The organism is Leptospira haakeii (assembly GCF_002812045.1).
In the GTDB taxonomy this organism is placed as follows: domain Bacteria; phylum Spirochaetota; class Leptospiria; order Leptospirales; family Leptospiraceae; genus Leptospira_B; species Leptospira_B haakeii.
This window is the reverse complement of the sequence record NZ_NPEG01000017.1, coordinates 15,051-39,777: the sequence shown is the minus strand read 5'-3', so window position 1 is coordinate 39,777 and position 24,727 is coordinate 15,051. Positions and strand designations below refer to the sequence as shown.

Here is a 24,727-nt window from a genome sequence, read left to right as displayed (position 1 = left end):
CTTCTATTTTTTTTCAATTGACCTAGGAACCGTGAAACACCAAGTTCGTTGTTAACAGAAATGGATCTGAAAGAACTCGAACCAGTTCGTCTTGCCGTCGTCAGATCCACAATCGAAAGATTGCGTCATACGTATTCGGATCTTTTAACATCAATTAAGGGATACGACGGAATCCCCTCCTTTTTCGAAAACAATCTCTATGCTCCTACCAACAAGGAAGAAAGAGATAATGCACTCGAAAGTTTGTACGAAAAATTAAAAACGGTCGCGGGTAAGTCCATGACCGATAACATCCATCAGATTATTCTACTAAACAAACTCACCGATTCTTTGGATTTTGATACTGCAAAAGTTGTAATCGAAAACAATCTAATTGAGAATGGAGAAATTCCTCAAGAAAGCCTTTACGCAGCTTTAGGTGCGACCGGCAGATTTGACGAAAGAAGAACCCAGATAGGAATGGTGGGAGATACTCTAAAATTTTTCTTTTCTCTTTCCAAACTTCCTATGGTAAAACTTATCATGGCGCCGATCAAAGTTGCAGCATCTATGGTAGGAGCCACTTCCTTAGTGGATACCATGGAAGCAGGTTATAACCTATCTTCAAAGATCAAAGATTTACAACCGTTCATTGATTCATTTATAGATAGAGAAAACAGACTTTTAGGCAAATTAATCAACGGCGAAAAACACGAGCCTAACCAATTTTAATTTTTCCAAAGAACTTCATTTCAGATTCCCTCTTGCCTTTTTTTAGATTTCCTAGATCCTTTGCTCCGGCTGGATCTTCGGCCTTGGGGCAAATTTATGTTTATAGGACATTATAGCGTTTCTTTCGCTTCTAAAAAAGCGGAACCTAAAACTCCTCTTTGGGCGAGTTTTGTGGGAGTTCAGTTCGTAGATATCCTGTTTATGATCTTTATATTATTCGGGATCGAAGGTGTAAGATTCGTTCCAGGTTTTACAGAAGTAAATAATTTTGATCTTTATTATATGCCAATCACCCACAGTTTAGTTGGTGGAATTGGCTGGTCTATCTTATGTTTTCTTATATTCAAATTCGTTTTTTTAAGATCCAAACCATATTCAGATTCTTTAAAGAATAAAATTTCAGGACTCATCGGTTTAACTGTTCTTTCTCATTATTTCCTGGATCTTCCTATGCACACAAAGGATCTGCCTATTCTATTTGATTCAGGTCCTAAAATAGGATTCGGCCTTTGGCATAATAGAACTCTTTCCATCGCGACAGAAGTAACTCTTACTCTGATCGGTTTGATCTTATATTTTAGAGCGACCAAACCGGGCCCAACATTCGGCGGAAAATACGGAATGCAGATCTTTGGTGGAATACTTTTGATTTTAGCAATTGCGACTCCATTCTTCCCTCCTCCTGTTAGTGTTTCTGAGCTCGGAATCCAAGGAATAATTGGTTATGGTCTTCTTGCTTGGGTAGCCGGCTGGTTGGACGGAAAAAGACTTCCGGCTTAAATCCAGGTCTTATTAGGTTATGTTAATCCGTGGAAAATAGAAATCATTCACTCTTGGGAGCAGTCGGTCTTTGCTTCTTAGTTTTAATTACAGGTTTTGGAATAGGGATCTTTTTTGCGATCCTTCAGTCCCTTACAAAATTGAATTTAGATGCAAAGGTTATCACTGCGATAGGGAACTCGGCTTCTTTCGGACTCGCAATTTGGATCGGGCTTAAAATTTCCCGAAAAGAATATTCCGAAGTTTTGCGCCTGAATCCTTTCAAACCGCTTGAGGCGCTTAGTTTTGCGATCACTGCGATTGGTTTTTCGTTTCTTCTTTCCGAAGTGGATAATTTGTTTTCTATGTTAGTCCCTAAGCCGGACTTCATCATAAACTTATTCCAAGGATTATTTGATGGAGAGAATATATTCTTATCAGTGGTTTTACTTTCGGTCGTAGCACCGATCACGGAAGAGCTTATGTTCAGGGGAGTGATCTTAGATAGATTATTGAAATACTTTTCAGTATCTTCTTCTTTTATTATCTCTTCTTTATTATTTGGGCTGATCCACTTGAATCCTTGGCAATTTATTGGATCCAGTATCCTCGGGATCTATATGGCTTGGGTAGTGTATAAGACAGATTCAATCTGGAACTCTATTTTAATCCATGCCGTTTTTAACGGGATCCCTCTTATCGTTCTGCACGGACTACAACTGGAAATCCCGGGTTTTTCGGCGCCGATTGCCGGAAAAATTCAGGTCCTACAACCTCTTTGGCTAGACCTTTTGGGTTTACTGATTACTTGTTTTGGACTATCTTTAACATTCTTTTTGTTTAGAAGTAGGAACGAAAAAATCGCATAAGCTAACAATCCGAAGACTCGTTTTTCCTATTCGGATTACAACTGTGTAGTTTTTTCGTTTTTAGAAGTCGAACAGTATTGGCCGAACCATCTCGGCCATTCGTATATTCGGATCACTCCGTTAGAATTAGAAAGGCAAAAAATAATGTCGGCAAACTCCATACAAACTACAAATTTTTCAGAGAAAGGAGCGGCCAGTATTAATCGGATCCGGATCGGATTTTCGATAGTAATGCTTGCAGTAAACGTTCTGGCTTTATTCTCTCAAGGGACCAGTTCTCAAAACAGTACACTAATAAACTTTTTGATCGAACTTACAATCTTCGGATATGGGGTTGCTCAGATCATTCTTTCGAGAAAAGGAAAACTAAAAGGCTCCTTCGTAACCTTATGCGTATTCTTGGACATTCTGATGTATTCCCTGATCTTTATTACGGTTACGGTATACGCAGCTAACAAAGAAGCGATGGTCGGAAACCTAAAAATGCCGTTCTTTATCATGTTGTATTTTTTCGTGATGATTTACTCAGGCCTTCTTCTTTCTCCAAGAACAACTTTGGTCGTCGGATATTTAGCATTGATCGGAACATTCTCCATGGATTATTTCGCATGGTTGAACGGAATAGAATTTAAATATAATACCGATAAAGCCGATGAGATCTCCGTATTTTTTGAGATCATAAAACTCGTATTCTTCGTTTTAGGAATTCATATCCTAACTTCAGTAGTAAAATTTTTAGTTTCCGTTTCGGACGTAGCGATCAAGTCCACTGTTGAGGCCGAGGCAAAAAGTGAAGAGGCGGAGAAAGCCAAGGACAGAATTACTAGCGAAGCTTCTACACTAAACAAAAATACTTCAGAAATGAAAAACGAAATGGATACTCTGAATTCAGAGATCCAAAGCCAAGTCTCCAGTATGGAGCAAATCAGTGCCTCACTCGAAGAGTTAGCAGCATCCACAGACAGTGCCGCGGAATTTGTTAAGGCCCAGTTCGGAAAGATAGAAGAATTAAACAAAGAAAGTGATACATTAAACTCTATCTTAAAAGATGTACGTATTTCGACTGACTCATTGTCCAAGACAACGGAAGAATCCAAAGGTTATAGTAAAGATGTTTCCGGAGCAATGGAAGTATTAGGAAACAATTTCGGAGAAGTAAGTAAGTCCTTCCAAAAAGTGCAGGATGTGAACGATATCATGAGAGAGATCGCTGACAGAACTAACTTACTCGCATTAAATGCGTCCATAGAGGCGGCAAGAGCGGGAGAACATGGAAAAGGATTTGCGGTAGTAGCACAAGAAGTCGCAAAACTTGCAGACAGCGCTTCCGAAAACGCAGCTACAATCTCTAAAATTATCGGAGAAGCCGCAAAACTAATTACAAACGGAAACACCGCAGCGGAAGAAACAAAACGAAAAGTTTCCGTACAAGAATCCGGATTTACTTCGGTAGTAGATAACCTCAACCAATTAAGATCCAGAGTGGAAAACCAAGGAAAAATCCATGAGTCCTTCTTAAAATCTTTCCGAGAACTATTCGATCTATCCAGACAGATTGAATCTATTGCGAGCGAACAAAAGAATGGAACCAAAGAAGTGGTCCAGGCTCTTTCTTCCATTGAACAATCTTCGAATGTTATCTCCGAAGGTTCAAATAGAATGAGAGCCAGCTTGGAAGAACTTTCGGAGCAGTCCAAGAGATTGGTAGTTCAATAGGGTTCAGGAAAAAAATTCTTTCCAAGCTATACAAAAAATTTCGGAAATCGGGAAACATCTTAATCTTTTAAGGCAAAATCCCGATTCCCGATTGTTATTAAGCCGATGGAAAACTTCGGTCTTAGGTTTTTCTCGACGATCTTACTACTTTTAGGGTCTTTTATATCTTGTGCCACAAAAGATTCCCCAATAGACCCAAATCTTTTGAAAATGGAAGCCCTACTACTTCCTCCAATGCTAGCAAAAGGGTTCCGAATCGTTTCCACCATAGAATATAATTTTGATAATCCATATGCAATCGCAGTAGATAGCCAAGACAATGTGTATGTTGCGGAAAAATCTTGGACCTGTGATGTGCAGCATAATTATACGGGAGGATGTCCTTTATACGTAACCACTTCCCGTTCTAGAGTTTTGAAGTTCGACCCTTCTGGAAAATTTTTAGGATGGTTAGGATTAGATACAACTGGCACTAAAGGTTTTCATTCTGCACCTACAAACGCTATCGCAGCTTTCGGATTAAACCCTGAAGAATTTACCATTATAGGCGGACTCTCTACTGATGCTCAAGATCGTTTATATGTTTCAGATGCATACAGGATACAACGTTTTGATTCTTCCTTAAACTTTGAAGCTTGGTTGGGAAAAGCCAGTGATAACACTATCGGTTGGCATACAACAGGCCAGCCCCAAGGAAATCCTAATGCTACTCAAGACGACGGGGCAATGAACACTTTCGGTTCCATTTCTTTTTATGGAAATAAGATCTATGCTGCCGCCGAAGTACTATATTATGTGAATCGTTACGATCAATCCGGAACGTACGAAGGTTGGCTTGGAAAAGATACAAATGATGTGAAGGGCTGGCATTCCCCATTAGCCGGTGTGAATTATTTTAGAGGAACCTTCCATGGAAACGATATAGGAGCTTTTGATATCGCAAAAGACATAGCCATAGATCCTAATAACGGAAATTTATTAGTAGTGGATTCGGTTCATGATCCTGTTCTTTCCGTTTGGGCTCCCGATGGAACTTACCTAAACGGCCTTTTTCATGGAGTCACGGGAGAAAAACCTTATGCAATCGCCATCGATTCATTCGGTAATATTATCATCTCAGATATGTATCAAGGAACGATTCGCGGATACGATCCTTCTTTACAACAAAAGGCAACTTTACAAGTAGAACCCCCTTCTATTCCGAATGTGTATTATCCGATAGTAGGAGCAAAACTCACGGTAGCAAATAATGGCTATTTATACGCGGTTCATCAGACCCGAAATCGGATCCTTAAAATCAAAATTCTGTATTCAGAGTGGTAGTTTCACTTCAGGTTTTTAGAAGCTCAATATTCTTGACTTCCCGATATACGTTGAAAAAATGACTTTCGTAGCCCATCGCGAGTGTGGTGAAATTGGTAGACACGCCAGATTTAGGTTCTGGTGCAGTAATGTGTGGGGGTTCGAGTCCCTCCACTCGCAAAACATCTCTCTTAATCCAATCAACAAAATTAACTAATTAAAGAAAATATAAGGGACTCGAAGCTTTTGAGCAAAAGAGTTTGCAGCGACCCATAGGGAGCGTAAACAAACTCGTCCCAAGCCATGGATGGCGAAGGGTGCGAAAAAGACGTCGTGGAGCTAAGTCGAACACGAAGTGAGACTGCGTAACGACGAGTCCCTCCGCTCGCAAAGCAATTCCTCTTCAAAACAATCAAACATTCTAATTTATATTCTCTTGCAATATGCAAGTGGTGAATTAATATTATTCAGGAAAAGTTTATGACTACTGGTAAAAAAAGGTCCGATTGCCCTATAAGCTGCTCTTTAGATGTTTGGGGAGACAAATGGTCCTTATTAATTATAAGAGATCTAATGTTTGCAAAAGAATGCACCTACGGCGATTTTTTAAAATCAAAAGAAGGAATAGCTACCAATATTCTCGCTTCAAGATTACAAGTGCTGGAAGAGAATAAGATCATCGAAAAACACGACCATCCGGATAGCAAAGCAAAAGTATTATATAAACTTACTCGAAAAGGAATAGATCTGCTTCCCATACTTGTGGAAATACATTTATGGGCTGAAAAGTATTCTACAATACCTGCAGACAAGAAAGCAATGCTGAAAGAAATCAAAAAAGATAAGCTGGGATTCATTAAAACAATGACCAAAGATCTAGAAAAAACTTTGGCTTGATCAAGAGCGGATATCCCAGCACATCACTTTGGCCTTAAACTTGATTTACTTTTTTTAAGATCGCTCCTTCAAAAGTGTTATAAGCAAATCGTTGTAGTGTTAGAAAAAGGGAGGCACCTTTTCCGACCGGATAGCTGAATTTTGGAGTTTTTTCGTCTACGATTTTTATAACCGTTTTTACCACAGGTTCCGGCCCAGGTGCATTATCAAATTCTCTTTTTGTAAACTCTACGATCTTCTGACGAAGAGAGTCATATTCACTTATATTCCCTTTAGCGGAGATCGCATTTCCACCTATATTCGTTTTGAAAGCCATAGGCTCCACTACGCTAACCTTGATATTAAATTCATTTAATTCGAATCGTAACGATTTAAAATAACCTTCTAAGGCGTGCTTCGAAGCCGAATAATAAGAAACATTCGGAAGACTAATTAAGCCCAAAAAAGAACCGATAGTAATTATTTTTCCGGATCTTTGTTTTCTAAAGTAAGGTAACAATTCATTCGTAAACTTAACGGTTCCCCAAAAATTCGTTTCCAACTGTTGTCTACCGAGTTCTATCGAGGTTTCTTCCGCTAATCCTTTTACTAAATAACCCGCGTTATTGATCAGCACATCCAATCGGCCTATCTCACTGAATAATAATTTACCGAAGGAACCGATAGAATTGTCATCAGAGATATCAAGAGGTAATAATTTGAAAGGGATATTCGATTGGAACTTTTGGGGATTACGGCTTGTTCCGATCACATTATGGCCGTTTTCATGAAGAGTTTTGGCTATCAATAGCCCGATTCCGGAAGAAGCGCCGGTTACTAAAATTGTTTGTTTCATTTTTTTGTCCTAAATATTACTTGCATTTAACAAGTAGTATGACTCAAATTAACTTGCAAAAAGCAAGTTAATTTCATAAATCATTTTCAGAGGTTAAAAAAAGGGTAAATTATTCGCTCTTCCAACTTTGAAATAGCGGCAAGATTGCCTCTGCTAAGGCGAGATCCGGCTTTTCGGTGATTTTCAGATTATAAGGATTGGATTCCACCAGTTTGGCACTTATGCCCTGCGCCTGTGCCCAAGTGCAAAGATCTGTCGGTTCTGTTGAATACGGCTTTTCTAAGATCTTCTTTAGGATATCTCCACGAATGCCTTGGGGAGTTTTCATAAACCAGATCTTCTCTCGATTTAAAAATTTTAAGCCTTCTTTTTCTTCTTCCAAAACTGTTTCGTGATTTTTGGAAGCAAGTGTTGACACTCCGAATTCCTCGGTGGCGATAGATAATTTATCTAAATCATCCGGAGAAACAAAAGGTCTAGCTGCATCATGGATAAGAATGATATCATTTGCAGAAAATTGAATACTGGATATTCCGGCTAATGTGGATCCGTGTCTTGTGTCTCCACCTTCTACTATTCTATCCCTTTCTCTAAATAAACTAGAACAAAGAGTTTCGGATTCCAGAATATAGTCTTTGTTAGATACCAAAACTATACTTTTAGTTTTTCCCCAGTTTAGAAAAGTTTCCAAACTATGGAGTAATATAGATTTTCCGCTTAATTCTAAAAATTGTTTCGGAAGTTCAGACTTCATTCGGGAGCCAGTTCCTCCCGAAAGAAGTAGTAGATAAATATTACCCGAGGGAAACCAGGACTTCATTCTGAAGGACTTGTTCCAAGGTTTGTTTTTTGCGGACTAATTTTACGGACCCATCCAGATCGATCATAACCTCTTGGGTTTCCGGATAAGAATTATAATTTTTCACCGACATGGAAGAACAATAAGCCCCTGCTCCTTCCATTACAACTAAATCTCCTATCTCAGGAATTTGAGTGGTCCTAAGTTGAGGTCCGCCTCCTTCTTCCTGAGTGATTAAGTCGCCACTCTCACAACAATGCCCTACGTAAACGAAATCCCCTGTTTTTTGTTCAGACTTTTCTTTTCCAGGGATCACTACAAGCGGATGTTTTGCCGCGTATAAAGCAGGCCTTGTATTCACATCCATTCCCATATCCAGTTTTACGAAAGTATATCCACCTTCTCCAGTATAGACAATATCATCTACCTGAGTTAGGATTGCTCCGTTATTCACCATTAAGAAGGAACCAGGCTCTATTTCCATTTTGAGTTGGATCCCTTTTTCTTTGGCATAATTTTCGAAAAGTTCTTTAACAGGTTTTCCAATAGTTTGAGGATCGGTCGTTTTTTCACCGATCATTCTTCCTACCTTAAAACCCCCTCCCAGATTCACGGTCCTGCAATCAGGAAACTGTGCTGCAATCTCTAAGGTATAATGCGCTACTGCCTTCCAAACTTCCGGATCCGAGCCGGAACCGATATGAGTATGGACTCTTACAAGTTTAAGCCCGTATTTGGAGACGATCTCTTTTACTTTTCCGATCTCTTCATGCCAGATACCGAAGGAAGAAGTTTTTCCCCCTACATCCGTCTTCTTTGTAGCTCCCGAACCTAAGCCTGGATTAAAACGAATGCTTACTTCTTTTCCTGGGAAGTTTTTTCCAAATTCTTCCAATTGTCGGAGCGAACAAGCGTTGAATTGAACTCCTTGTGGGATCAAATCCTTTAGGGAGCTCGCCAATTGTTGGGAAGTAAGCAGGATATCGGAAGGTTTAAATCCTGCAAGTATCGCACGTTGCACTTCGTGTTCGGAAGATGCATCTATATGTATGCCCTTCTTCTTTAATATTTCCAGAACTGTTCTGCCTGGGTTCGCTTTCATTGCGAATCGAACGGTCAGACCGAAAGCGTTAGGAAAAGCAAGAGCATCGTCGCAACTTCTTTCGATTCCTTTGCGAGAGTACACAAAAATTGGGGTCCCGAAATTTGTTGCGATTTTTCTAGCTTCTTCGGGAGTCAAAAATTTAAGATTTTCTATTGATTGCATAGGGTTAGAGGGTTTTCTAGATCCTTCTAGGCCATCTTTTAGAGCGGTCCGGGTTTTTTCAAAGGCAAAATTTCCGATATGGCAGGCAAAATCACTCATCTAGAAGCTCTTTCGCAAGTCTGCAAACACCTAGATCATGGAACTGCGGAACAAAGAAAGATCGCAAAACTTTTAAGAGAAGAAAGTACCCGTAAGTTTGCTAATATAGGTGCGATCGCTCCCGATATTTTTTATTTCTATCATGTCCTTTCCCCTGTTCGAACGAAAAAAGCGCTGCCCTGGGGAGACCTAAGTCATCATGAAAATGTTTTGGAATTGATCCTGAACTTTTTGGATGGGGTTCTCACAGTCGAGGAAGGAATTTATAGGGATCGTTTCTTGGCATTCACCCTAGGTTATATCATCCACTGCGCTGTGGACATAGTCACTCATCCTTATATCTTTTTTATTTCCGGAGATTATTATAGTCCCGACAAACAGATCAGTTCCAAAGCTCAATACAATCATATGAGAGTGGAGTTCGCTTTGGATTCTTGGCTTCTGGATTTCAGATGGGGAATGACTCCTAAGGCGTATGACTTCGTTCAGCATGTGGATGTGATCTTCAAGGGGAAGGACGGAAAGAAAAAAATGGATCCTATGCTTTGGAACTTTTGGCTAAAAGGTTTAAAGGCAACTTTCCCGAAAGAGTTTAAAGAAAAGTATATCGGCTCCGAAGAAAAGATCATCCCAGGAGATATTCTAAACGAATCTTTCTTAGGTTATTTGTATTTTCATAGATACTTGGATTCCAGAAGTAAGATAGTAAGAGCAGCACTTAGCTTTCTAGATAAGATCACTTTGCATAAAGTAAACTCTTCCGTCCTAATGCTTCCGTTAAAGGAACATATAGACAAAAGGATCATGAACGAAGAAAAAAGAGAATGGTCTTATCCTGCGGATCCAAATTTAATTCGTAATGATTCTTTCGTGGAACTGATCAACAGAGCTTGTGAGGCTGCAAAAGATGCAGTTACAAATGCCTGGGGTTATGTTCATGATAAAACTTCCCGTTCTTCCATGATCAAAGAATACCAAGGATATAACTTAGATACGGGACTTAGGTTCCACGGCATCGATAAGATGCGCCAATTTTCGCCTTTATAAAAAGCAGAAATAAACCAAATGAAACACGAACCTGTAGATTTTTTCACAAGATATTTCGTAGTACTTTTCAGGGACAGGATCCAATCTCGTTTAGATTCTTCCGATCCTGTTCGTAAACTTATCTATCTTGTTTTAGGACTTATCTTCTTAAACGGATTTTTATTCGTATTCTCTATCAAAGATATTTGGCAGGTCCCGAAGGCGGATCGTTACGAAAAACCTTCCCTACTTTTCGGGATCAACACCGAAGGAAAATACGAACCTATCGCGGAGTTTTATAGATTTTCAAGAGTGGTGATCACTGACGAAGATCTTCCTGGTGGTTGGGATGATAATAAGGTCATCCGTTGTTTTGTCTCTACGGAAGATAATAATTTCAGATCTCATAAAGGTCTAGACCTTCGAGGAATTTTCAGAGCGACCATGGTCAACCTTCTTGCAGGAAGGGTAAAAGAAGGCGCATCCACAATCACTCAGCAGGTTGCCAGATTAAAATTCTTAAACACAGAAAGATCCTTTTTACGAAAAGCAAGAGAAGCATGGTTAGCTCTTCTTTTAGAATTAGTATTCGATAAAAAAACCTTAATCGGTATTTATCTAAACGAGATCCCGCTCGGTCACGGGACAATCGGCGTAGGTGCCGCGGCAAAATTCTATTTCAGAAAAGATATCAAAGATCTAAGCTGGGGAGAGGCTGCACTTCTCGCAAGTTTAACCACAAGACCCAAGGAATTTTCCCCTTTAGTAAACCCGAATACATCCGCTTCCAAAGTGAGAGTAGTATTCAAAAAGCTGGTGGAAAACGGGATCTTGGATGTCGAAACCGCTGAAAGGGAATTCGAAGCATTTTCGGAATATTATATAACCCTAAATCGTTCTCCTAACGATTCCGCATTCTCCGATCGCCTCAATAAATTCCCTTATTTTACCGAATATGTGCGTAAAAACCTGGCCCGGTATATACCTTCTCAACAGATCTATGAGGGCGGTTTAAAGATCTATACTACCCTGAACATACAGCACCAATCCCAGGCAGAAAAGGCGCTGGCAGCAGGTTTGAAACAACAGACACAATTATCCAACCAAAGGGCTTTTACTAAAATAGATTCATTCGAAGATTCCTACGGCTCTACCTATAAACTTTTAGCAGAACTGCATGATCTTCCTGAATTCAAATTTAAAATCTCCCGTTCTTATAGAACATTCAATAGGGCTTGGCAGGAAGAATTCAGAGACGATTTAGCCGTCTTAAATTTGATCTCAGGCACGGAAGGTTTAGGGGAAGCAATTGACTGGAACTATAGGACCCAAGCTACTGAAGACCATTTACTTCCGGTTGAAGGTGCATTAATTTCGATTCGTCCAGACACAGGTTATATCACTGCAATGGTAGGAGGTTCCGGATTTAGATCCGATAACCAACAAATCCGTGCATTCCAAGCATATAGACAGCCTGGTTCCGCGTTCAAACCTTTAGTATATGCTTCCGCAATGGAATATTATCATGAACACCCGGACGATAAGAAGAATGTCACCGCTGCTTCTCTATTTGATGATTCTCCTCTCCAATATGTTTTAGAAGATGGAGATGAATGGAATCCAAGTAATTATTCGGGAGAATATTCCGGCTTTATTCGTTTAAGACAAGCCTTAGAACTTTCCAGAAATAGTGTTGCCGTTCGACTTCTTGAACACACAGGTCTAAATAATCTTCTACCTAAACTTGAAAAACTTTTACAAGTAGAGAATAGAAATCTTCCAAGAGACTTTTCAATCGCATTAGGAAGTTTTGAAGTTTCTCCTTATGAACTTGCAAGATCTTATGCAGTATTCGCTTCCGGAGGAAAACAAGTTTTTCCTCTCAGTGTCTTATACGTAGAAGATGAGCAAGGAAATCTGATCAAAGATTTTAGAAAAGAATTCGAATCCAAAGAAAGAAAAAGATTACTCTCCCCCGAAACAAGTTACGTAATCACTTCCATGATGGAAGACGTGATTAAAAAAGGAACAGGAACAGGAGCCAGATCTTACGGACTCACTCGTCCAGCCGCAGGAAAAACGGGGACCACAAATAATTTTAGAGATGCATGGTTTGCTGGTTACACTCCTGAACTTGTAGCGGTCGTTTGGGTGGGTTATGATACAGGGACACTTTCACTCGGCAGAGGAATGTCAGGCGCAGTTGTTGCCGCTCCTATCTGGGGAAGATTTATGGCAAACGCTCTCTCTCATGAAAAATCTAGATCATTCGATTTCGGAGACGCAAAAATTGTTCGTAGGACTATCTGCTCCATTTCCGGAAAACTTCCTGGTTCTCATTGTTACCAAACAGAGGAAGAAGTATTCGATAAAGATACAGTTCCGAAAGAAGTCTGCGAAGACCATAGAGGAATGAGCGAACCGGATCCGACTCCTACCCATACCACGGACCCAGGAACTACTAAAAAGAAAAAACCGAACCTCTTCGAAGGCGACGAAGACGTAATCCGGTAAGTTCTAATACAAAAAGAGTTGTCGATTTCGGAACCGCCCACCAAATAGATGAATCAGCAGTCAGGAGTAACAGATGGCCATCGGTAAGGATAATAATAACAGCGTAATCGGCCCAGGTTCCATATTTGAGGGCAAATTCTATATCGCTGGTTCCCTACGTATCGACGGAAAATTCGAAGGGGAAATTAAAACCGACGACGCATTATTTATTGGAGAAACCGGTAAGGTCCGCACTAATATTGCCGCGAGAGAAGTGATCGTAGCAGGAACCTTGATCGGAAACATTAAGGCGGAATCAGAAGTCCGCTTGGAAGAAACTGGACGTCTCTTAGGGGATATTATCGCTCCCGCTCTTTCCCTGGCAAAAGGTGTGGTAGCAAAAGGAAATATCACCGTAACTGGAGGCCAAAAGAAAGACGTTAAAAAGATCGTAGAAGAATCTTTTGGCGGCACAAGGACCCTGGACAACGGAAAGGAAGAATAACTCTTAAGTCCCGAGTTCTTTTTTCCCACCTCTTAGATTTGTTCGAATCAAAAACTCGGGTGGTTCTCCACCCGATCGACCGATAATCATAGTATGATCTTCAAGAAGCCCAGGCAATTGACCGCAGGAAAGGAAATCCTCCGGACAGATAATTTCACCCTGATCTACCTGGGCGCTTTCCACTTCCATTATTCCTTTTATTTCAGAGGTAATCTATACCACGGAAACTTGGATTTCAGAAGACGTAAATTCCGCGTTATTCCTCTTGTGGCATCAGTCATTTTTATGGTTCTATTTTTAGGAATTTGGATGAGTCCATCCAATGCCTCCATGGAATCCGCTTCTACGGAAGTGACAGAGAACGATTCAGAGGATTTAAAAGCCAAAAAAGGTGACGAAAAGTTCTTAGAAGAATCCGAAAAAGCAAAACTCACCATCTTAATGGCGAATGAGATCAAAAGCGCCTCTGATAAAAAGAAACAACTTAAAGTAGTTACCTATAAAGTTAAAAGAAACGAAACACTTTCAGAGATCGCAACCCGCTATAAGGTCTCTATGGAATCTATCGCAGGTTCCTCCAGTATCAATTTAGAAGATACTTTATATCCGGGGCAAATATTACAGATCCCGAATAAACAAGGTCTATTATACAAATTCAAAGCGGGAGATACAGTCGCTAAGGTTGCTTCTCTTTACAAAGTAAACCTGGATGAAATTTTAGAAGAGAATAAACTGGATGATCTGGACATTCTTCGTCCCGGCCAAAAAGTTTTTCTTCCAGGAGCTGTTATCCCTGATCCGGCACCTAAATGGGTGGTGCCTGTTACTTCTCATGTAGTTACTTCCAATTACGGATGGAGAACCTTCCCTCAACATAAATTCCATGAAGCGCTGGACTTAAAAGCAAACTACGAAACAGTCATGGCTGCTCGTAATGGAAAGGTAGTATTCTCGGGATGGATGGGCGGTTACGGAAACGCGATTGTGATAGAACATAACGACGATTTCAAAACATTATATGCTCACAACTCCAGACTAAACGTAAAACGTGGAGACTATGTGGTCGCAGGTAAAAAGATCTCAACCTCCGGATGTACCGGTTATTGTTTTGGTCCTCACCTACATTTCGAGGTGATCCACAAAGGGAAATCGGTTAACCCCGGAAAATATCTAAAAGGCCTCAGCTATAAAAGAGGCTCTAAACCGAACCATTAAGATTATGATGTTTCGATCTTTCTTTTTTGTTTTTAGTTTCGTTCTTACTTTAAGTTGCGGGCCTTCTGTTTCCGAACACCTGGAAAAAAGGTCCAATTCCCAATATTCATCCACCCATGGGATCGAGGTATTTTTTAATACTTCCAGAGCAGTCAATCCAGGAACACAAGTCGCTTGTTCTAATTCTTATTTTCTAAATTTCGGAAATATGGGAACACAATCAGGGTCCTGTTTGATAAATGTTCCTGCTGACAGAGAGATAGGCTCACTCCCCTTTGGGCTGGGTAATAAAGAGAAATCATTTCAATTCTTAGAACATAGAGTCGCAATCCAAGGCAAAACCAAAGAAGAACAGGAAAAACTTTGGTGGAAAAAAATAGAAGAAGATCCTTTCGAAGAAGTGATTGTATTCGTCCACGGATTTAACGTAAACTTCGAGGAAGCAATTTTAAGAGCGGCTCAACTCAAATACGATCTGAAATTTCCAGGCAAAGTAGCTCTATATACTTGGCCAGCAGGAGGAGATGGTTCTATGCTTGGGACCTTCTTCTTAAAGAACACGTATGAAAAAAATTTAGTCTCTGCCAGAAGTAGCAGGGATTCTTTCAAAAACTTCCTGAAAAGAATGGCCTCTACTAATAAAAAGATCCATCTATTAGTACATTCTATGGGCCATCAAGTGGTCCTAAATTCGGTTTCCGAACTTTCTAAAGAATGGGGAGACAAACCTTTTCTAAAAGAATTGGTTTTGAATGCACCGGACTACGATACAGGCGAGTTCATCCTGATCCTAGATAGTTTGCTAAAATCTTCGGAAAGGATCACATTATACTGCTCTCCCGGAGACTCCGCATTATTTGCCTCAGCCCAGATCCACCAGACAGGAAGACTAGGCGCCTGTTCCAAATTTCCCGGTGTGGATGTGGTCAATGTAAACCCGATCGACGCATCCTTATTGTCATTGGGTCACGGATATTATTCTTCTCGTCCGATCCTGACCGATCTATACCAATTGTTTTTGGGGCTAGGAGCGGAGAAGAGACTGTTCATCCGTAAATCCTACGGAAACGAAAACTATATTCTCCGAAATTAAATCCTTCTAAATCCAGAATAGATCCACCTGTCCCAGGGACGGGGTATCGGCAACACAACACACGTTAGACGATATATCAAAAAATTTCGGATTTTAGTCCGAAAGGATTAGGAAAGCTTTTATATACGAATGGTTGTTTCAAAAAAGATTACAAGGCAATAAGCAACCCTTACAAAAATCTCACTTATATTCGATTTTACTTGCAAAGATCTCTATTAATTTTTGCCCCATATTTCCGCTGATATTTTCACAAATGATTTTTCATTTATGTGGTTGAAACAATCGGTTTTATTCGTAGATTAGAAGTATGCTCACAAAACCTAAGATCCTAGTTGTAGAAGATGAGATCATAGTCGCAGTTAACTTGGGTCAGAAACTTAAAAAATTAGGTTACGATCTTGTAGGCATCACATCCTCCGGAGAGGAAGCCATCCAAAAGGCAGAAGAGAATCATCCCGATCTGGTCCTAATGGACATCAATATAGAAGGGAATCTGGACGGGATCCAAACTGCAGAATTACTAAGAAATAGATTCCAAACCCCCGTTATTTATCTTACTGCGTACGCGGACGAAAACACCCTCAATAGGGCCAAAAGAACACAGCCTCTAGGTTATATAGTCAAACCTTTCGAATCAGACCAACTCCGTTCTTCTATCGAAGTCGCTTTGTATAAAAACGAACTGGAACATAGAAACCGTAAAAACGAAGAATCCCTAAAATCCACTTTGAACCAAATGGAATCAGGGATCATCACCACTGACGAAAATGGTTTGGTATTATTCTGTAATCCAATGGCGGAAAAGATCGCAGGGTTAAGTTATGCAGAATCTATAGGACTTTCCTTAACGAAAATCTTAAAATTAGAAGATTCAAATTCTTCCCCTTACACTCTCCCGCTTTCAGATGTATTATCCTCAAACCAAACAATTGAGAAAAATGGAATATTCGCGATAGATGGGATCGGAAATAAAACTGTAGTTTCCATCCAGATATCTCCTATCTTAAACACAGAAGGGAAATCAAGTGGCTCGATCACTGTTCTCCGTTTGGGAGAATCGGATAATACAAACCAATCTTATCTGAAAGAAATCCATCATAGGATCAAAAACAATCTTACCGTAATTTCTTCTTTGCTGAGTATGAATGCTTCTAACTTAAAAGATCAGGAGACCTTGGATATTTTCAAGGACAGTCAACATAGGATACAGGCAGTGGCCCTTCTGCACGAAGTGCTTTATGAAAACCATGATCTATCCTCTATCAGTTTTGATCTGTATGTGCGCAAGCTAACCGATCTTTTATTCGAAGTGTATAAGATAGATCGTTCTAAGTTCAAACTAGTGTTGGATATCCAAACTCCAAAGATCCCAAGCGAGATGGGTATGAACTGTGCATTGATCATAAATGAACTTTTAACAAACTCATTCAAACATGGATTCAAAGATAGAGAGAGTGGTTCTATATTGATCCGTTTTAGTTTGAATGACGAACGATATTTCTTAGAAGTCAAAGATGATGGAGTAGGTCTATCTGATGATACTTTGGCCCAAACACGCAATTCAGGCTCTTTGGGACTTTCTTTAGTAGATTCTTTCGTGAAACTTCTAAGAGGAAAACTAGGTTTAGAGAACGAAAATGGCTGTAAGGTTACCTTAAGCTTCCCTGCAAAACACGAGACCTAAAAAACGTTTTACTCGTTGGCTGATTCGGGTAACTCTGATCCCGATGAAGACAAACTTTGAATTCTTTGAAATCGTCGAGAGAGAAGACGGAGTCGCTATCGTCTTCTTAAACCGTCCCGACAAAAGAAATGCGATGAACTGGAGTTTCTGGAGAGATCTTCCGGATGTCGTACACGAAATTAACTCCAATCAAAAAATCAGATCCTTCGTAATTGCAGCAAGAGGCAAATCATTCTCCACAGGTTTAGACCTGGACTCATTCTTCCAAGAATTTGGATCTGTAGTACAAGGCACCTATGGAGACGATCGTAAAAAATTCTACGAACTGATCCTAAGAATGCAGAAAGGTATCAACGCAGTTTATGATTCTCCTAAACCTTCGATTGCAGCTGTCCAAAAACATTGTATCGGTGGTGGACTCGATCTAATCTCTGCCTGCGACATTCGTTATGCAACCTACGATGCGAGTATTTCTTTAAGGGAAGCAAAAGTAGCAATCGTAGCGGATATGGGTTCTATCAACAGACTCCCTTCTATCATTGGGCAAGGAAACACAAGGGAACTCGCTTACACTGGAAAAGATATAGATGGAGAAGAAGCTCTCAGAATGGGACTGGTCTCTAAATTATTCAAAGACCAAGACCAACTTTTGGAAGGAGCAATCGCAACTGCTTCCGAGATTGCTGCAAATCCTAGAATAGTGGTAGAAGGTACTAAGGAAGTAATGAACTACTCCGAAGGAAAACCTTTAGCTGTTGGTTTGAACTATGTCGCAGTTTGGAATTCAAGTTTCATGGATTCCAGAGATTTTAGGGAGGCAATGAAAGCCTTTAAAGATAGAAAAAGGCCGGAATATAATAAAAACTAATCTGCTAAGTGTGGATGTGGGAACTCCTATAAACGATAAGGATACGTTTTATGGAATTCCTACATCTTGATTAAACGTAAAGATCCAAAAGTCTGGATCTACCTTCAGAAGCCTGGGCTTGCACTTGAGCCTCTACGTTCAGCTTCAAAAGTTTAGAATTCATATCCGACTGAGCTTGGAATATTTCCCTAGGCAGATTGGCGATTCTTTCGATCATGAGAGATTGGCTGGTTTGGCTACCGATTTCCATTTTCTTTACCTCGATTCAAGTGGGGATTTTTTCTTTCCTTTGCCCCCGTTTCAATCATCGGTTGATCTGTGGAAAACTTGATTATTTTAGGAATTTTTTTAGCCTGTCCCAGTCGTGGGTTTTAGGGAACTGATCATAAGCGCCATCCATAGGGAAAGGCAGAGAGAATTTACTAAGGCGTTTAACCTATACAAGGAATCCCTGAATTTCACCAAAAATCCCAAAACCGTCGTAAAGGTGAAAAACCGCCAGGCATGGTGCCAATATTATATTGGGAATACCAGAGAGACCTTGAACCTTTTCCAGGAATTGCAGGACCGTTTTTCCACTCATCCGGAAAGCAGACTGTATTATGCGAATTATCTCATCAAAGTTCACAATTTTAAATCCGCGAAAAAGATCCTCACCACTGCAATCGAGATATTCCCTGACCAATTGGAATTATATCTAACTCTCGCAAGTTTATTAAAAGACACAGATAGATCCAATGAGGCAATACAAGTATTAAAACAGGCATTGTCCCAGGAAAAACTTTCCAGGGGAAGAGGTATCAAACGTAAAGATATATGGTCCGAACTCGGATATTTGTATTATCAGAGGGGGGATTATAACTCGGCCTTAGCTTCTTTGAAAACCGCCATGAGAATGGACGAAGAAGAAACCTTTCTACATTACGATATGATCGCTCAGTGTTATCTGAAAGTTTCGGATCATAAGAATGCCCTTAAATTTATCGATTTATATATCAAATATTTTGGAGAATCGGACGCAGATATACTCGTTGTAAAAGCGAGAGCTCACGCACAATTGCAGGAAAGCCATTTGGCCTGCGCTTCTCTTTTGCAGGCCTACTCCATGGAAAATGGCCTTAAACTTTCTGCTGAAGATATGGTAGACTTCGGCCCGCTTCTGCAGACCGGTTTTTTTGATACATTAGAGAATGTTGAAATAGACGAAGCCTAATCATTTCTCCGTTAATTTTTTCTTAGCGAGTTCCTGGATCTTCAGGAAATCTTCCAGCTTCAAATTATTCTTTTCCCCAAGAGGTGAGTTACTTACTTCGCTATGATTGTGAACATAAGGTATACCGAGTTTTGATAGATCTTCTTTATCGATCACTATCGTTTTTGTTCCTTTTGTAACAGTGAGATAATCCGATGTAGGGATCATCTTAGAATGGTCTGAAGAATTTTCCAATTCCACTTTACCTTGGCAATGGCAGATAAGTGTCACGTCATCAACGACAGTTGTATAAAATTTAGTTCCCCTTACACCCGCAGTGGTTGTAGGAGTGCCTAAGCTTAACCCCTCACCTTTTACAAGTTTATTGGAGAGAAGCCAAGATCTTCCCTTTTCTTGGAAAAACTTTTTGTCCGATTTGATATCATCAAAACGGAATTTGGAACCGGATTGGATTTCCAACAAGGATGCGTTTTCTCCAAACGCGATCATTGCAGTGGCACCTTCGTCCGTTACCAATGTATCACCATTTAGGATCTCTTTGTTTGCTTCTGCCTTGGATTTTTCGGAACCTCTTTCCAAGGTTACATTCCCGACAACAAATGTGATCACAGCTTTACCTACATCCGCTTCCTTTTTGCCGCAGGAAAACAAAACGCATGTTACACCTAGAAGAAATAGAACTGATAATATTTTCATAGCCGTCGATTTTGGAGGTTGCTTGAAAGGAAGTAAACCGATTTTTAAAGCAAAGGATAGAGTTATAATTATTCTAAACGAAGAAATAAATGTATAAAAGTATTACTGGCACTTACTTTTTCTTAGAAATTTTCTTTGGAACTGGGACTTTCCTTTTCACACTTTTCTTACTGGCTTTTGCAGTCTTGTTATAATCCAAGGCAAGGTCCATCCAGTATTCGAATTCTTTCTCAGACTTTACATCTTCCACCTTTACGAATACAAATCCCTTCATCAAATTTCCATTATGGATCATTGGCCTGGCTTTTTTCTTTTCTAAAACGGATTCGTAATCTTTGGGATCTATTCTAAACATGAGTTCCTCATCCCTGACACAAACACACATTTTTCCATTTACCATGAAGCAGAGGCCGCCGAACATTTTTTTCTCCTCTACCTCTTTCTGTTTGGTAAAAGTTTTTCGAACACGTTCAGCTAATTTTTCGTTAATCGCCATAGTTTAATCCTAATTCGGGACATTCGCGAGTTGATTCACATCTTCTCCCGGAACTAAAATAAATTCCCCATTAGAACCTTTTAGTCTACTTTCCAGAAACGGTTTGTATTCTTCGGAATTATAAAAGTTTTGAACTGCTTCTTTGGATGGCCATTCGATGATCAAAAATAATTGAGGAAGTTTTCTATCCCCTTCCATCTTCTCCATATTCGTGGTTCTGGAAAGATATCTTCCCCCGAATTTCTCCACCATCTTGGTTACATTACGAACATATGCAGGGATCCAACGAGCGCTGGTGATATTCAATTCTGCTACAGAGTAATACTTCATGATCCTCTCCATGATTCAATTTTGATATCTAGGCAAGCCTTTTAGGGATTACTTTGAGCTATAAACTACTACAATCCATATCATACCCGAACACCGTTTTATTTGAGTAGAATTGAAAAAATCCGGTATCTTCTTATCATCTCGAACGAATTTTTGAGGGCGATATTATAAGATCAGTCGAATCTTACTCGGTTTTGGTGCAAAATCCTCTTTAGACAAGCGGGATGTAATCGGTTCTTCCAACGGGATCGATAAAATATCCACCGAGGAAAAAATGCAAAAAGAACATTTCGATGTGATCACTGTGGGCGCAGGTTTATCAGGGATCAGCGCGGGCTACCATCTGCAAAAACTTTGCCCGGGTAAAAAATACACAATATTAGAAAGTAGAGCAGACATCGGCGGAACCTGGAGTCTATTTCGTTATCCTGGAATTCGTTCCGATTCCGATATGTTCACTTTGGGTTATTCTTTCCGACCTTGGAAAGAAGCGAAGGCGATCGCCGACGGACCTTCTATCCTAAATTATGTGAGAGAAACTGCATCCGAATTCGGAATAGATCGTAATATCAGATTTGAACATAGAGTGACGTCAACGTCTTGGTCTAGTAAAGAAAACTTTTGGACTTTAAATGTAGAAGTAGGACCCAAAAAAGAAAAACGCACATATACGGCAGACTTTCTTTATATTTGCAGCGGTTATTATAATTACGATAAGGGGTTTACTCCAAATTTTCCAGGAGTAAAAAACTTTAAAGGACAGATCATCCATCCACAACATTGGCCGGAGAAGTTGGACTATAAGGGCAAAAAAGTCGTAGTGATCGGAAGTGGTGCAACTGCAGTCACATTAGTTCCTTCCATGGCAGGTGATGCTTCACACGTAACAATGTTGCAAAGGTCGCCTACTTACATTACCAGTCTTCCGTCCAAAGATATAGTAGCAGATTTTTTAAGATTCATTCTACCGGCTAAACTGGCGCATCATATCACTCGGATCAAAAACATTCTGATCCAAATTTGGTTTTACCAAGTTTGTAAAAGATCTCCCAACTTTGCGAAGTGGTTGATAAGATTAAGATTAAAAATTTCTCTTCCCAAAGGTTATGATATAGATACTCATTTCAAACCGAATTACCAACCTTGGGACCAAAGGGTATGTTTAGTTCCCGACTCTGATCTTTTTAAATCAATTTCTAAAGGGAAAGCATCAATCGTCACAGACCATATTGAAACTTTCACATCCAGAGGGATTAAATTAAAATCCGGAAAAGAATTGGAAGCGGACATCATAGTAACCGCAACAGGATTAGAATTACTCGCAATCGGTGGGATCCAATTGAAGGTAGATGGTAAGGAAGTGGATATTTCTAAACAATTTACGTTCAAAGGATTAATGTTAAGCGGGGTTCCAAATTTTGCATTCTGTGTAGGATATACAAATGCATCTTGGACTCTAAGAGCGGATCTAACTTCTACTTATGTTGCAAGACTTCTGAACCATATGCAAACGAAAGGTTACAAACAATGTGTTCCAGTTTGTGATCCTACAAAAATGGAGAGGGAACCAATCCTCGATCTAAATTCGGGATACATCCAGAGGGCGATAGAGCAGTTTCCTCAAAGAGGAGCAAATCGTCCTTGGAGATTCCATCAGAATTATCTAATGGATCTATTCGATATAAATTTTGCAAACGTAAATGACTCCAACTTGTCCTTCGGATAAACACAAAATAGGAAGAAGAAAAACCAAATGAAAAGTTTCAAAAATAAAGTCGCCGCTATCACTGGAGCCGGCTCCGGAATGGGAAGAGAACTTGCGATCCAACTTGCAGAGCAAGAATGTAATCTTGCATTATCAGATGTAAATGAAGCAGGCCTTGCGGAAACAATCCAATTAGTAAAGAAGAAGAATCCGAATGTTTCAGTTACCAGCCAAAAACTGGACGTATCGGATCGATCTGCGGTTTTCGATTGGGCCTCCAAGGTAGCCAAAGATCATAATAAGATAAATTTAATATTTAATAATGCAGGTATCGCATTCGGTTCTACGATAGAAGGTTTCGAATCCAAAGACTTTCAGAGAGTAATGGATATCAACTTTGGCGGGGTAGTAAACGGGACCCAAGCATTCCTCCCTTATCTAAAAGAAAGTGGAGAAGGTCATATCATCAATACTTCCAGCGTATTCGGAATCATCGCCGTTCCCGGAACTTCTGCATACAACGCGTCCAAATTTGCAGTCAGAGGGTTTACAGAAACCTTAAGGCAAGAATTGGATTTTACAAAGGCAAAAGTTTCCGCCACAAGCGTCCATCCTGGCGGGATCAAAACAGCGATCGCAAAAAGTTCCAAAACCAATGATAGCGTAAAAGCACTCGGCTTGGATCCAAGTACCGCAGGGGAAAAAATGTCCGCTCAGTTTATTACTAGTGCAGAAAAAGCTGCAAAAGTAATTTTAAAAGGAGTAAAGAAGAATTCTCGCAGAGTTCTCATTGGACCCGATGCGGTATTTGTCGATCTAATGCAGAGATTGCTTCCAACTTTTTATCAGGTGATAATCGGAAAAGTTCTGCTTAGACAAATGAGATAAAAATTATTTGCGGGGGCCATTCCAACGGCTCCCGCAAATACTAATTCAATCTTATTGTAAGACTTGTTTTATAATATCAAGGAATTGTGCAGGCCGAAAAGGTTTGATGATCCATCCATTCGCTCCCGCTTCCTCCCCCTTCTGTTTTATATTATCTTCTGATTCGGTTGTCAAAGTCAGGATAGGTACATCCGTATTTCTCTTTCTAACTTCACGTATAAAAGTGATTCCATCCATTACCGGCATATTTATATCCGTTATGACAAGATCAAAATTAGAGTCGCCGAATTTATCTATACCTTCCTTACCGTCGGATGCAAGAGTTACCTCGTAACCGCCTATTCCTAATGTTTGCTGTACCAGGCTTCTCATAGTTGCCGAGTCATCTACCGCCAATATTTTTAAATTCCCCATATATTAAGCTCCTTTAATAAATAACGTGAAGTTAGAAGGATTCAATTCGTAAAACCGGCAAAGACCGAATTCACGGATAATAAAATTTTTCGAATATTCTGAAATGGACTCGGCAGAACCTAATATAAGAAAGCTATCTTGATCTAGGGCTTTCTCCATTTTATTGAATAAGTTCTTTCTTTCCAAATGATCGAAATAGTAGGACACATTTCGGCAAAGGATCAGATCACAATTCGAAGGATACGGATCGTAGATCAGATTATGTTGTTTGAATTCTATAATAGATCTTATCTCGTCGTTTACTCTATATAATCCTTTGGAAAATGGATCGAAATATTTCGCCAAATGAATGTCGGACAATCCTCTGCCGATCTCAAACGCAGAATAAATTCCACTTTTGGCTCTTTCTATCGTATCCTTTGCAATGTCCGTTGCGATTATACTGATATTCCTAAATAGCTGAGGATACCTTTCGTGGATAGAGATTGCGATGGAATAAGGTTCCTGTCCGGTAGAACAAGCCGCCGACCAAATCTTGATCTTCGAATCTTTTTGTTGTTTTCTTTCCAAAATTTCAGGTATGATCCTTTCTAAGATCGCTCCGAAAATACTTTCATCCCTAAAAAATCTGGTTTCGTGAGTAGTTACCCTCTCTATAACCTTTTCCCTAAATTCTTGATCCGAACTTTCTTTGAATTTTTTCGACAGTTGACCAAAATCGGATAAATTATAATCTGATAATATATCAGAAAGGCGGCTTTCCAGGAGATATACTTTTTCTTCGGTTAGAGATATGCCCGTCGCTTGTTTTATCATTTCCATCAATTCGAAGGTGCCATCTTGCATT

The 24,727-nt window shown here is 39.8% G+C and carries 25 protein-coding genes and 1 tRNA gene; 17 read left to right on the top strand and 9 right to left on the bottom strand.

Annotated elements, in window-relative coordinates:
* Positions 1-60 precede the first annotated feature (60 nt).
* The 7 genes from CH377_RS17765 to CH377_RS17735 all read left to right on the top strand — a co-directional run bounded on the left by CH377_RS17765 (position 61) and on the right by CH377_RS17735 (position 6,254).
* A complete protein-coding gene (locus tag CH377_RS17765) occupies positions 61-711 on the top strand; it encodes an FFLEELY motif protein (RefSeq protein WP_100725082.1) in 651 nt (216 codons plus the stop codon).
* A 96-nt stretch (positions 712-807) separates the two neighbouring features.
* Entirely contained in the window at positions 808-1,491 is a 684-nt protein-coding gene (locus tag CH377_RS17760) for a hypothetical protein (protein ID WP_100725081.1), read from the top strand.
* A gap of 29 nt (positions 1,492-1,520) precedes the next feature.
* Positions 1,521-2,339 (top strand): CPBP family intramembrane glutamic endopeptidase, encoded by an 819-nt coding sequence (locus tag CH377_RS17755; RefSeq protein ID WP_100725080.1) that lies wholly within the window; start codon positions 1,521-1,523, stop codon positions 2,337-2,339.
* Positions 2,340-2,483: 144 nt separating this feature from the next.
* Positions 2,484-4,055: a methyl-accepting chemotaxis protein gene (locus tag CH377_RS17750; protein ID WP_100725079.1), complete on the top strand. Its 1,572-nt coding sequence runs from the start codon at positions 2,484-2,486 to the stop codon at positions 4,053-4,055.
* Positions 4,056-4,265: 210 nt separating this feature from the next.
* Complete coding sequence (locus CH377_RS17745; protein ID WP_243402126.1) at positions 4,266-5,378, top strand: NHL repeat-containing protein; 1,113 nt, start codon at positions 4,266-4,268, stop codon at positions 5,376-5,378.
* Positions 5,379-5,455: 77 nt separating this feature from the next.
* Positions 5,456-5,537: transfer RNA gene (locus CH377_RS17740), tRNA-Leu, on the top strand.
* A 300-nt stretch (positions 5,538-5,837) separates the two neighbouring features.
* Complete coding sequence (locus tag CH377_RS17735) at positions 5,838-6,254, top strand: winged helix-turn-helix transcriptional regulator (RefSeq protein WP_100725077.1); 417 nt, start codon at positions 5,838-5,840, stop codon at positions 6,252-6,254.
* A gap of 34 nt (positions 6,255-6,288) precedes the next feature.
* Here CH377_RS17735 and CH377_RS17730 read toward each other — a convergent pair whose 3' ends face one another.
* The 3 genes from CH377_RS17730 to CH377_RS17720 form a co-directional block, all read right to left on the bottom strand.
* Positions 6,289-7,089: an SDR family NAD(P)-dependent oxidoreductase gene (locus tag CH377_RS17730; protein WP_100725076.1), complete on the bottom strand. Its 801-nt coding sequence runs from the start codon at positions 7,087-7,089 to the stop codon at positions 6,289-6,291.
* A gap of 109 nt (positions 7,090-7,198) precedes the next feature.
* Positions 7,199-7,909 carry an IspD/TarI family cytidylyltransferase gene (locus CH377_RS17725; RefSeq protein ID WP_100725075.1) on the bottom strand — a complete coding sequence of 237 codons (711 nt, stop codon included), beginning with the start codon at positions 7,907-7,909 and terminating at the stop codon, positions 7,199-7,201.
* A complete protein-coding gene (locus CH377_RS17720; protein ID WP_100725106.1) occupies positions 7,884-9,155 on the bottom strand; it encodes a diaminopimelate decarboxylase in 1,272 nt (423 codons plus the stop codon). The genes CH377_RS17725 and CH377_RS17720 overlap by 26 nt, the downstream gene beginning before the upstream one ends.
* Positions 9,156-9,233: 78 nt before the next feature.
* Here CH377_RS17720 and CH377_RS17715 point away from each other — a divergent pair, with 78 nt between their 5' ends.
* The 7 genes from CH377_RS17715 (at position 9,234) to CH377_RS17685 (ending at position 18,138) form a co-directional block, all read left to right on the top strand.
* The gene (locus CH377_RS17715) at positions 9,234-10,301 is read left to right on the top strand and encodes a zinc dependent phospholipase C family protein (RefSeq protein WP_100725074.1); all 1,068 of its coding nucleotides are present in this window, start codon (positions 9,234-9,236) and stop codon (positions 10,299-10,301) included.
* An 18-nt stretch (positions 10,302-10,319) separates the two neighbouring features.
* Complete coding sequence (locus CH377_RS17710; RefSeq protein ID WP_100725073.1) at positions 10,320-12,794, top strand: penicillin-binding protein 1A; 2,475 nt, start codon at positions 10,320-10,322, stop codon at positions 12,792-12,794.
* Positions 12,795-12,867: 73 nt separating this feature from the next.
* A complete protein-coding gene (locus CH377_RS17705; RefSeq protein ID WP_100725072.1) occupies positions 12,868-13,278 on the top strand; it encodes a bactofilin family protein in 411 nt (136 codons plus the stop codon).
* Positions 13,279-13,371: 93 nt separating this feature from the next.
* Complete coding sequence (locus CH377_RS17700; protein ID WP_100725071.1) at positions 13,372-14,493, top strand: peptidoglycan DD-metalloendopeptidase family protein; 1,122 nt, start codon at positions 13,372-13,374, stop codon at positions 14,491-14,493.
* Complete coding sequence (locus tag CH377_RS17695; RefSeq protein WP_423789950.1) at positions 14,489-15,586, top strand: alpha/beta hydrolase; 1,098 nt, start codon at positions 14,489-14,491, stop codon at positions 15,584-15,586. Before CH377_RS17700 ends, CH377_RS17695 begins: the two co-directional genes overlap by 5 nt.
* A 307-nt stretch (positions 15,587-15,893) precedes the next feature.
* Positions 15,894-17,270, top strand: coding sequence for a histidine kinase dimerization/phosphoacceptor domain -containing protein (locus CH377_RS17690; RefSeq protein ID WP_100725069.1), 1,377 nt, complete (start codon positions 15,894-15,896; stop codon positions 17,268-17,270).
* A gap of 43 nt (positions 17,271-17,313) precedes the next feature.
* On the top strand, positions 17,314-18,138 hold the full coding sequence (locus CH377_RS17685; protein ID WP_100725068.1) for a crotonase/enoyl-CoA hydratase family protein: 825 nt from the start codon (positions 17,314-17,316) through the stop codon (positions 18,136-18,138).
* 70 nt (positions 18,139-18,208) lie between these two features.
* On the opposite strand, the gene CH377_RS17680 is transcribed toward CH377_RS17685, so the two are convergent.
* Positions 18,209-18,388 (bottom strand): hypothetical protein, encoded by a 180-nt coding sequence (locus tag CH377_RS17680; protein WP_024864064.1) that lies wholly within the window; start codon positions 18,386-18,388, stop codon positions 18,209-18,211.
* 114 nt (positions 18,389-18,502) lie between these two features.
* Here CH377_RS17680 and CH377_RS17675 point away from each other — a divergent pair, with 114 nt between their 5' ends.
* Positions 18,503-19,351 (top strand): tetratricopeptide repeat protein, encoded by an 849-nt coding sequence (locus CH377_RS17675; protein WP_100725067.1) that lies wholly within the window; start codon positions 18,503-18,505, stop codon positions 19,349-19,351.
* On the opposite strand, the gene CH377_RS17670 is transcribed toward CH377_RS17675, so the two are convergent.
* The 3 genes from CH377_RS17670 to CH377_RS17660 form a co-directional block, all read right to left on the bottom strand.
* Positions 19,352-20,047, bottom strand: a complete 696-nt coding sequence (locus CH377_RS17670; RefSeq protein WP_100725066.1) for a FecR family protein — start codon at positions 20,045-20,047, stop codon at positions 19,352-19,354.
* A 112-nt stretch (positions 20,048-20,159) separates the two neighbouring features.
* Positions 20,160-20,543 carry a TfoX/Sxy family protein gene (locus tag CH377_RS17665; protein WP_100725065.1) on the bottom strand — a complete coding sequence of 128 codons (384 nt, stop codon included), beginning with the start codon at positions 20,541-20,543 and terminating at the stop codon, positions 20,160-20,162.
* Positions 20,544-20,552: 9 nt separating this feature from the next.
* Positions 20,553-20,873 (bottom strand): DUF1330 domain-containing protein, encoded by a 321-nt coding sequence (locus tag CH377_RS17660; protein ID WP_100725064.1) that lies wholly within the window; start codon positions 20,871-20,873, stop codon positions 20,553-20,555.
* A 274-nt stretch (positions 20,874-21,147) separates the two neighbouring features.
* Between CH377_RS17660 and CH377_RS17655 the strand changes: the two genes are divergently transcribed.
* Together CH377_RS17655 and CH377_RS17650 are read left to right on the top strand one after the other, a co-directional pair.
* Positions 21,148-22,599: a flavin-containing monooxygenase gene (locus tag CH377_RS17655; RefSeq protein WP_100725063.1), complete on the top strand. Its 1,452-nt coding sequence runs from the start codon at positions 21,148-21,150 to the stop codon at positions 22,597-22,599.
* A gap of 27 nt (positions 22,600-22,626) precedes the next feature.
* Positions 22,627-23,466, top strand: coding sequence for an SDR family NAD(P)-dependent oxidoreductase (locus CH377_RS17650; RefSeq protein ID WP_100725062.1), 840 nt, complete (start codon positions 22,627-22,629; stop codon positions 23,464-23,466).
* A gap of 51 nt (positions 23,467-23,517) precedes the next feature.
* Here the strand turns inward: CH377_RS17650 and CH377_RS17645 are convergent, their stop codons facing one another.
* The gene (locus CH377_RS17645) at positions 23,518-23,880 is read right to left on the bottom strand and encodes a response regulator (protein WP_100725061.1); all 363 of its coding nucleotides are present in this window, start codon (positions 23,878-23,880) and stop codon (positions 23,518-23,520) included.
* Between the two features lie 3 nt (positions 23,881-23,883).
* On the bottom strand, positions 23,884-24,726 hold the full coding sequence (locus CH377_RS17640) for a CheR family methyltransferase (RefSeq protein ID WP_100725060.1): 843 nt from the start codon (positions 24,724-24,726) through the stop codon (positions 23,884-23,886).
* Position 24,727 lies beyond the last annotated feature (1 nt).

Excerpts from the sequence above, each read along its gene's own strand:
- CH377_RS17735 (WP_100725077.1), top strand. The coding sequence starts at position 5,838 with ATGACTACTGGTAAAAAAAGGTCCGATTGCCCTATAAGCTGCTCTTTA.
- CH377_RS17750 (WP_100725079.1), top strand. The coding sequence starts at position 2,484 with ATGTCGGCAAACTCCATACAAACTACAAATTTTTCAGAGAAAGGAGCG.
- CH377_RS17680 (WP_024864064.1), bottom strand. The coding sequence starts at position 18,388 with ATGGAAATCGGTAGCCAAACCAGCCAATCTCTCATGATCGAAAGAATC.
- CH377_RS17640 (WP_100725060.1), bottom strand. The coding sequence starts at position 24,726 with ATGCAAGATGGCACCTTCGAATTGATGGAAATGATAAAACAAGCGACG.
- CH377_RS17710 (WP_100725073.1), top strand. The coding sequence starts at position 10,320 with ATGAAACACGAACCTGTAGATTTTTTCACAAGATATTTCGTAGTACTT.
- CH377_RS17720 (WP_100725106.1), bottom strand. The coding sequence starts at position 9,155 with ATGCAATCAATAGAAAATCTTAAATTTTTGACTCCCGAAGAAGCTAGA.
- CH377_RS17765 (WP_100725082.1), top strand. The coding sequence starts at position 61 with ATGGATCTGAAAGAACTCGAACCAGTTCGTCTTGCCGTCGTCAGATCC.
- CH377_RS17690 (WP_100725069.1), top strand. The coding sequence starts at position 15,894 with ATGCTCACAAAACCTAAGATCCTAGTTGTAGAAGATGAGATCATAGTC.
- CH377_RS17745 (WP_243402126.1), top strand. The coding sequence starts at position 4,266 with ATGGAAGCCCTACTACTTCCTCCAATGCTAGCAAAAGGGTTCCGAATC.
- CH377_RS17760 (WP_100725081.1), top strand. The coding sequence starts at position 808 with ATGTTTATAGGACATTATAGCGTTTCTTTCGCTTCTAAAAAAGCGGAA.
- CH377_RS17725 (WP_100725075.1), bottom strand. The coding sequence starts at position 7,909 with ATGAAGTCCTGGTTTCCCTCGGGTAATATTTATCTACTACTTCTTTCG.
- CH377_RS17700 (WP_100725071.1), top strand. The coding sequence starts at position 13,372 with ATGATCTTCAAGAAGCCCAGGCAATTGACCGCAGGAAAGGAAATCCTC.
- CH377_RS17650 (WP_100725062.1), top strand. The coding sequence starts at position 22,627 with ATGAAAAGTTTCAAAAATAAAGTCGCCGCTATCACTGGAGCCGGCTCC.
- CH377_RS17730 (WP_100725076.1), bottom strand. The coding sequence starts at position 7,089 with ATGAAACAAACAATTTTAGTAACCGGCGCTTCTTCCGGAATCGGGCTA.
- CH377_RS17660 (WP_100725064.1), bottom strand. The coding sequence starts at position 20,873 with ATGAAGTATTACTCTGTAGCAGAATTGAATATCACCAGCGCTCGTTGG.
- CH377_RS17655 (WP_100725063.1), top strand. The coding sequence starts at position 21,148 with ATGCAAAAAGAACATTTCGATGTGATCACTGTGGGCGCAGGTTTATCA.
- CH377_RS17665 (WP_100725065.1), bottom strand. The coding sequence starts at position 20,543 with ATGGCGATTAACGAAAAATTAGCTGAACGTGTTCGAAAAACTTTTACC.
- CH377_RS17685 (WP_100725068.1), top strand. The coding sequence starts at position 17,314 with ATGAAGACAAACTTTGAATTCTTTGAAATCGTCGAGAGAGAAGACGGA.
- CH377_RS17645 (WP_100725061.1), bottom strand. The coding sequence starts at position 23,880 with ATGGGGAATTTAAAAATATTGGCGGTAGATGACTCGGCAACTATGAGA.
- CH377_RS17715 (WP_100725074.1), top strand. The coding sequence starts at position 9,234 with ATGGCAGGCAAAATCACTCATCTAGAAGCTCTTTCGCAAGTCTGCAAA.
- CH377_RS17670 (WP_100725066.1), bottom strand. The coding sequence starts at position 20,047 with ATGAAAATATTATCAGTTCTATTTCTTCTAGGTGTAACATGCGTTTTG.
- CH377_RS17705 (WP_100725072.1), top strand. The coding sequence starts at position 12,868 with ATGGCCATCGGTAAGGATAATAATAACAGCGTAATCGGCCCAGGTTCC.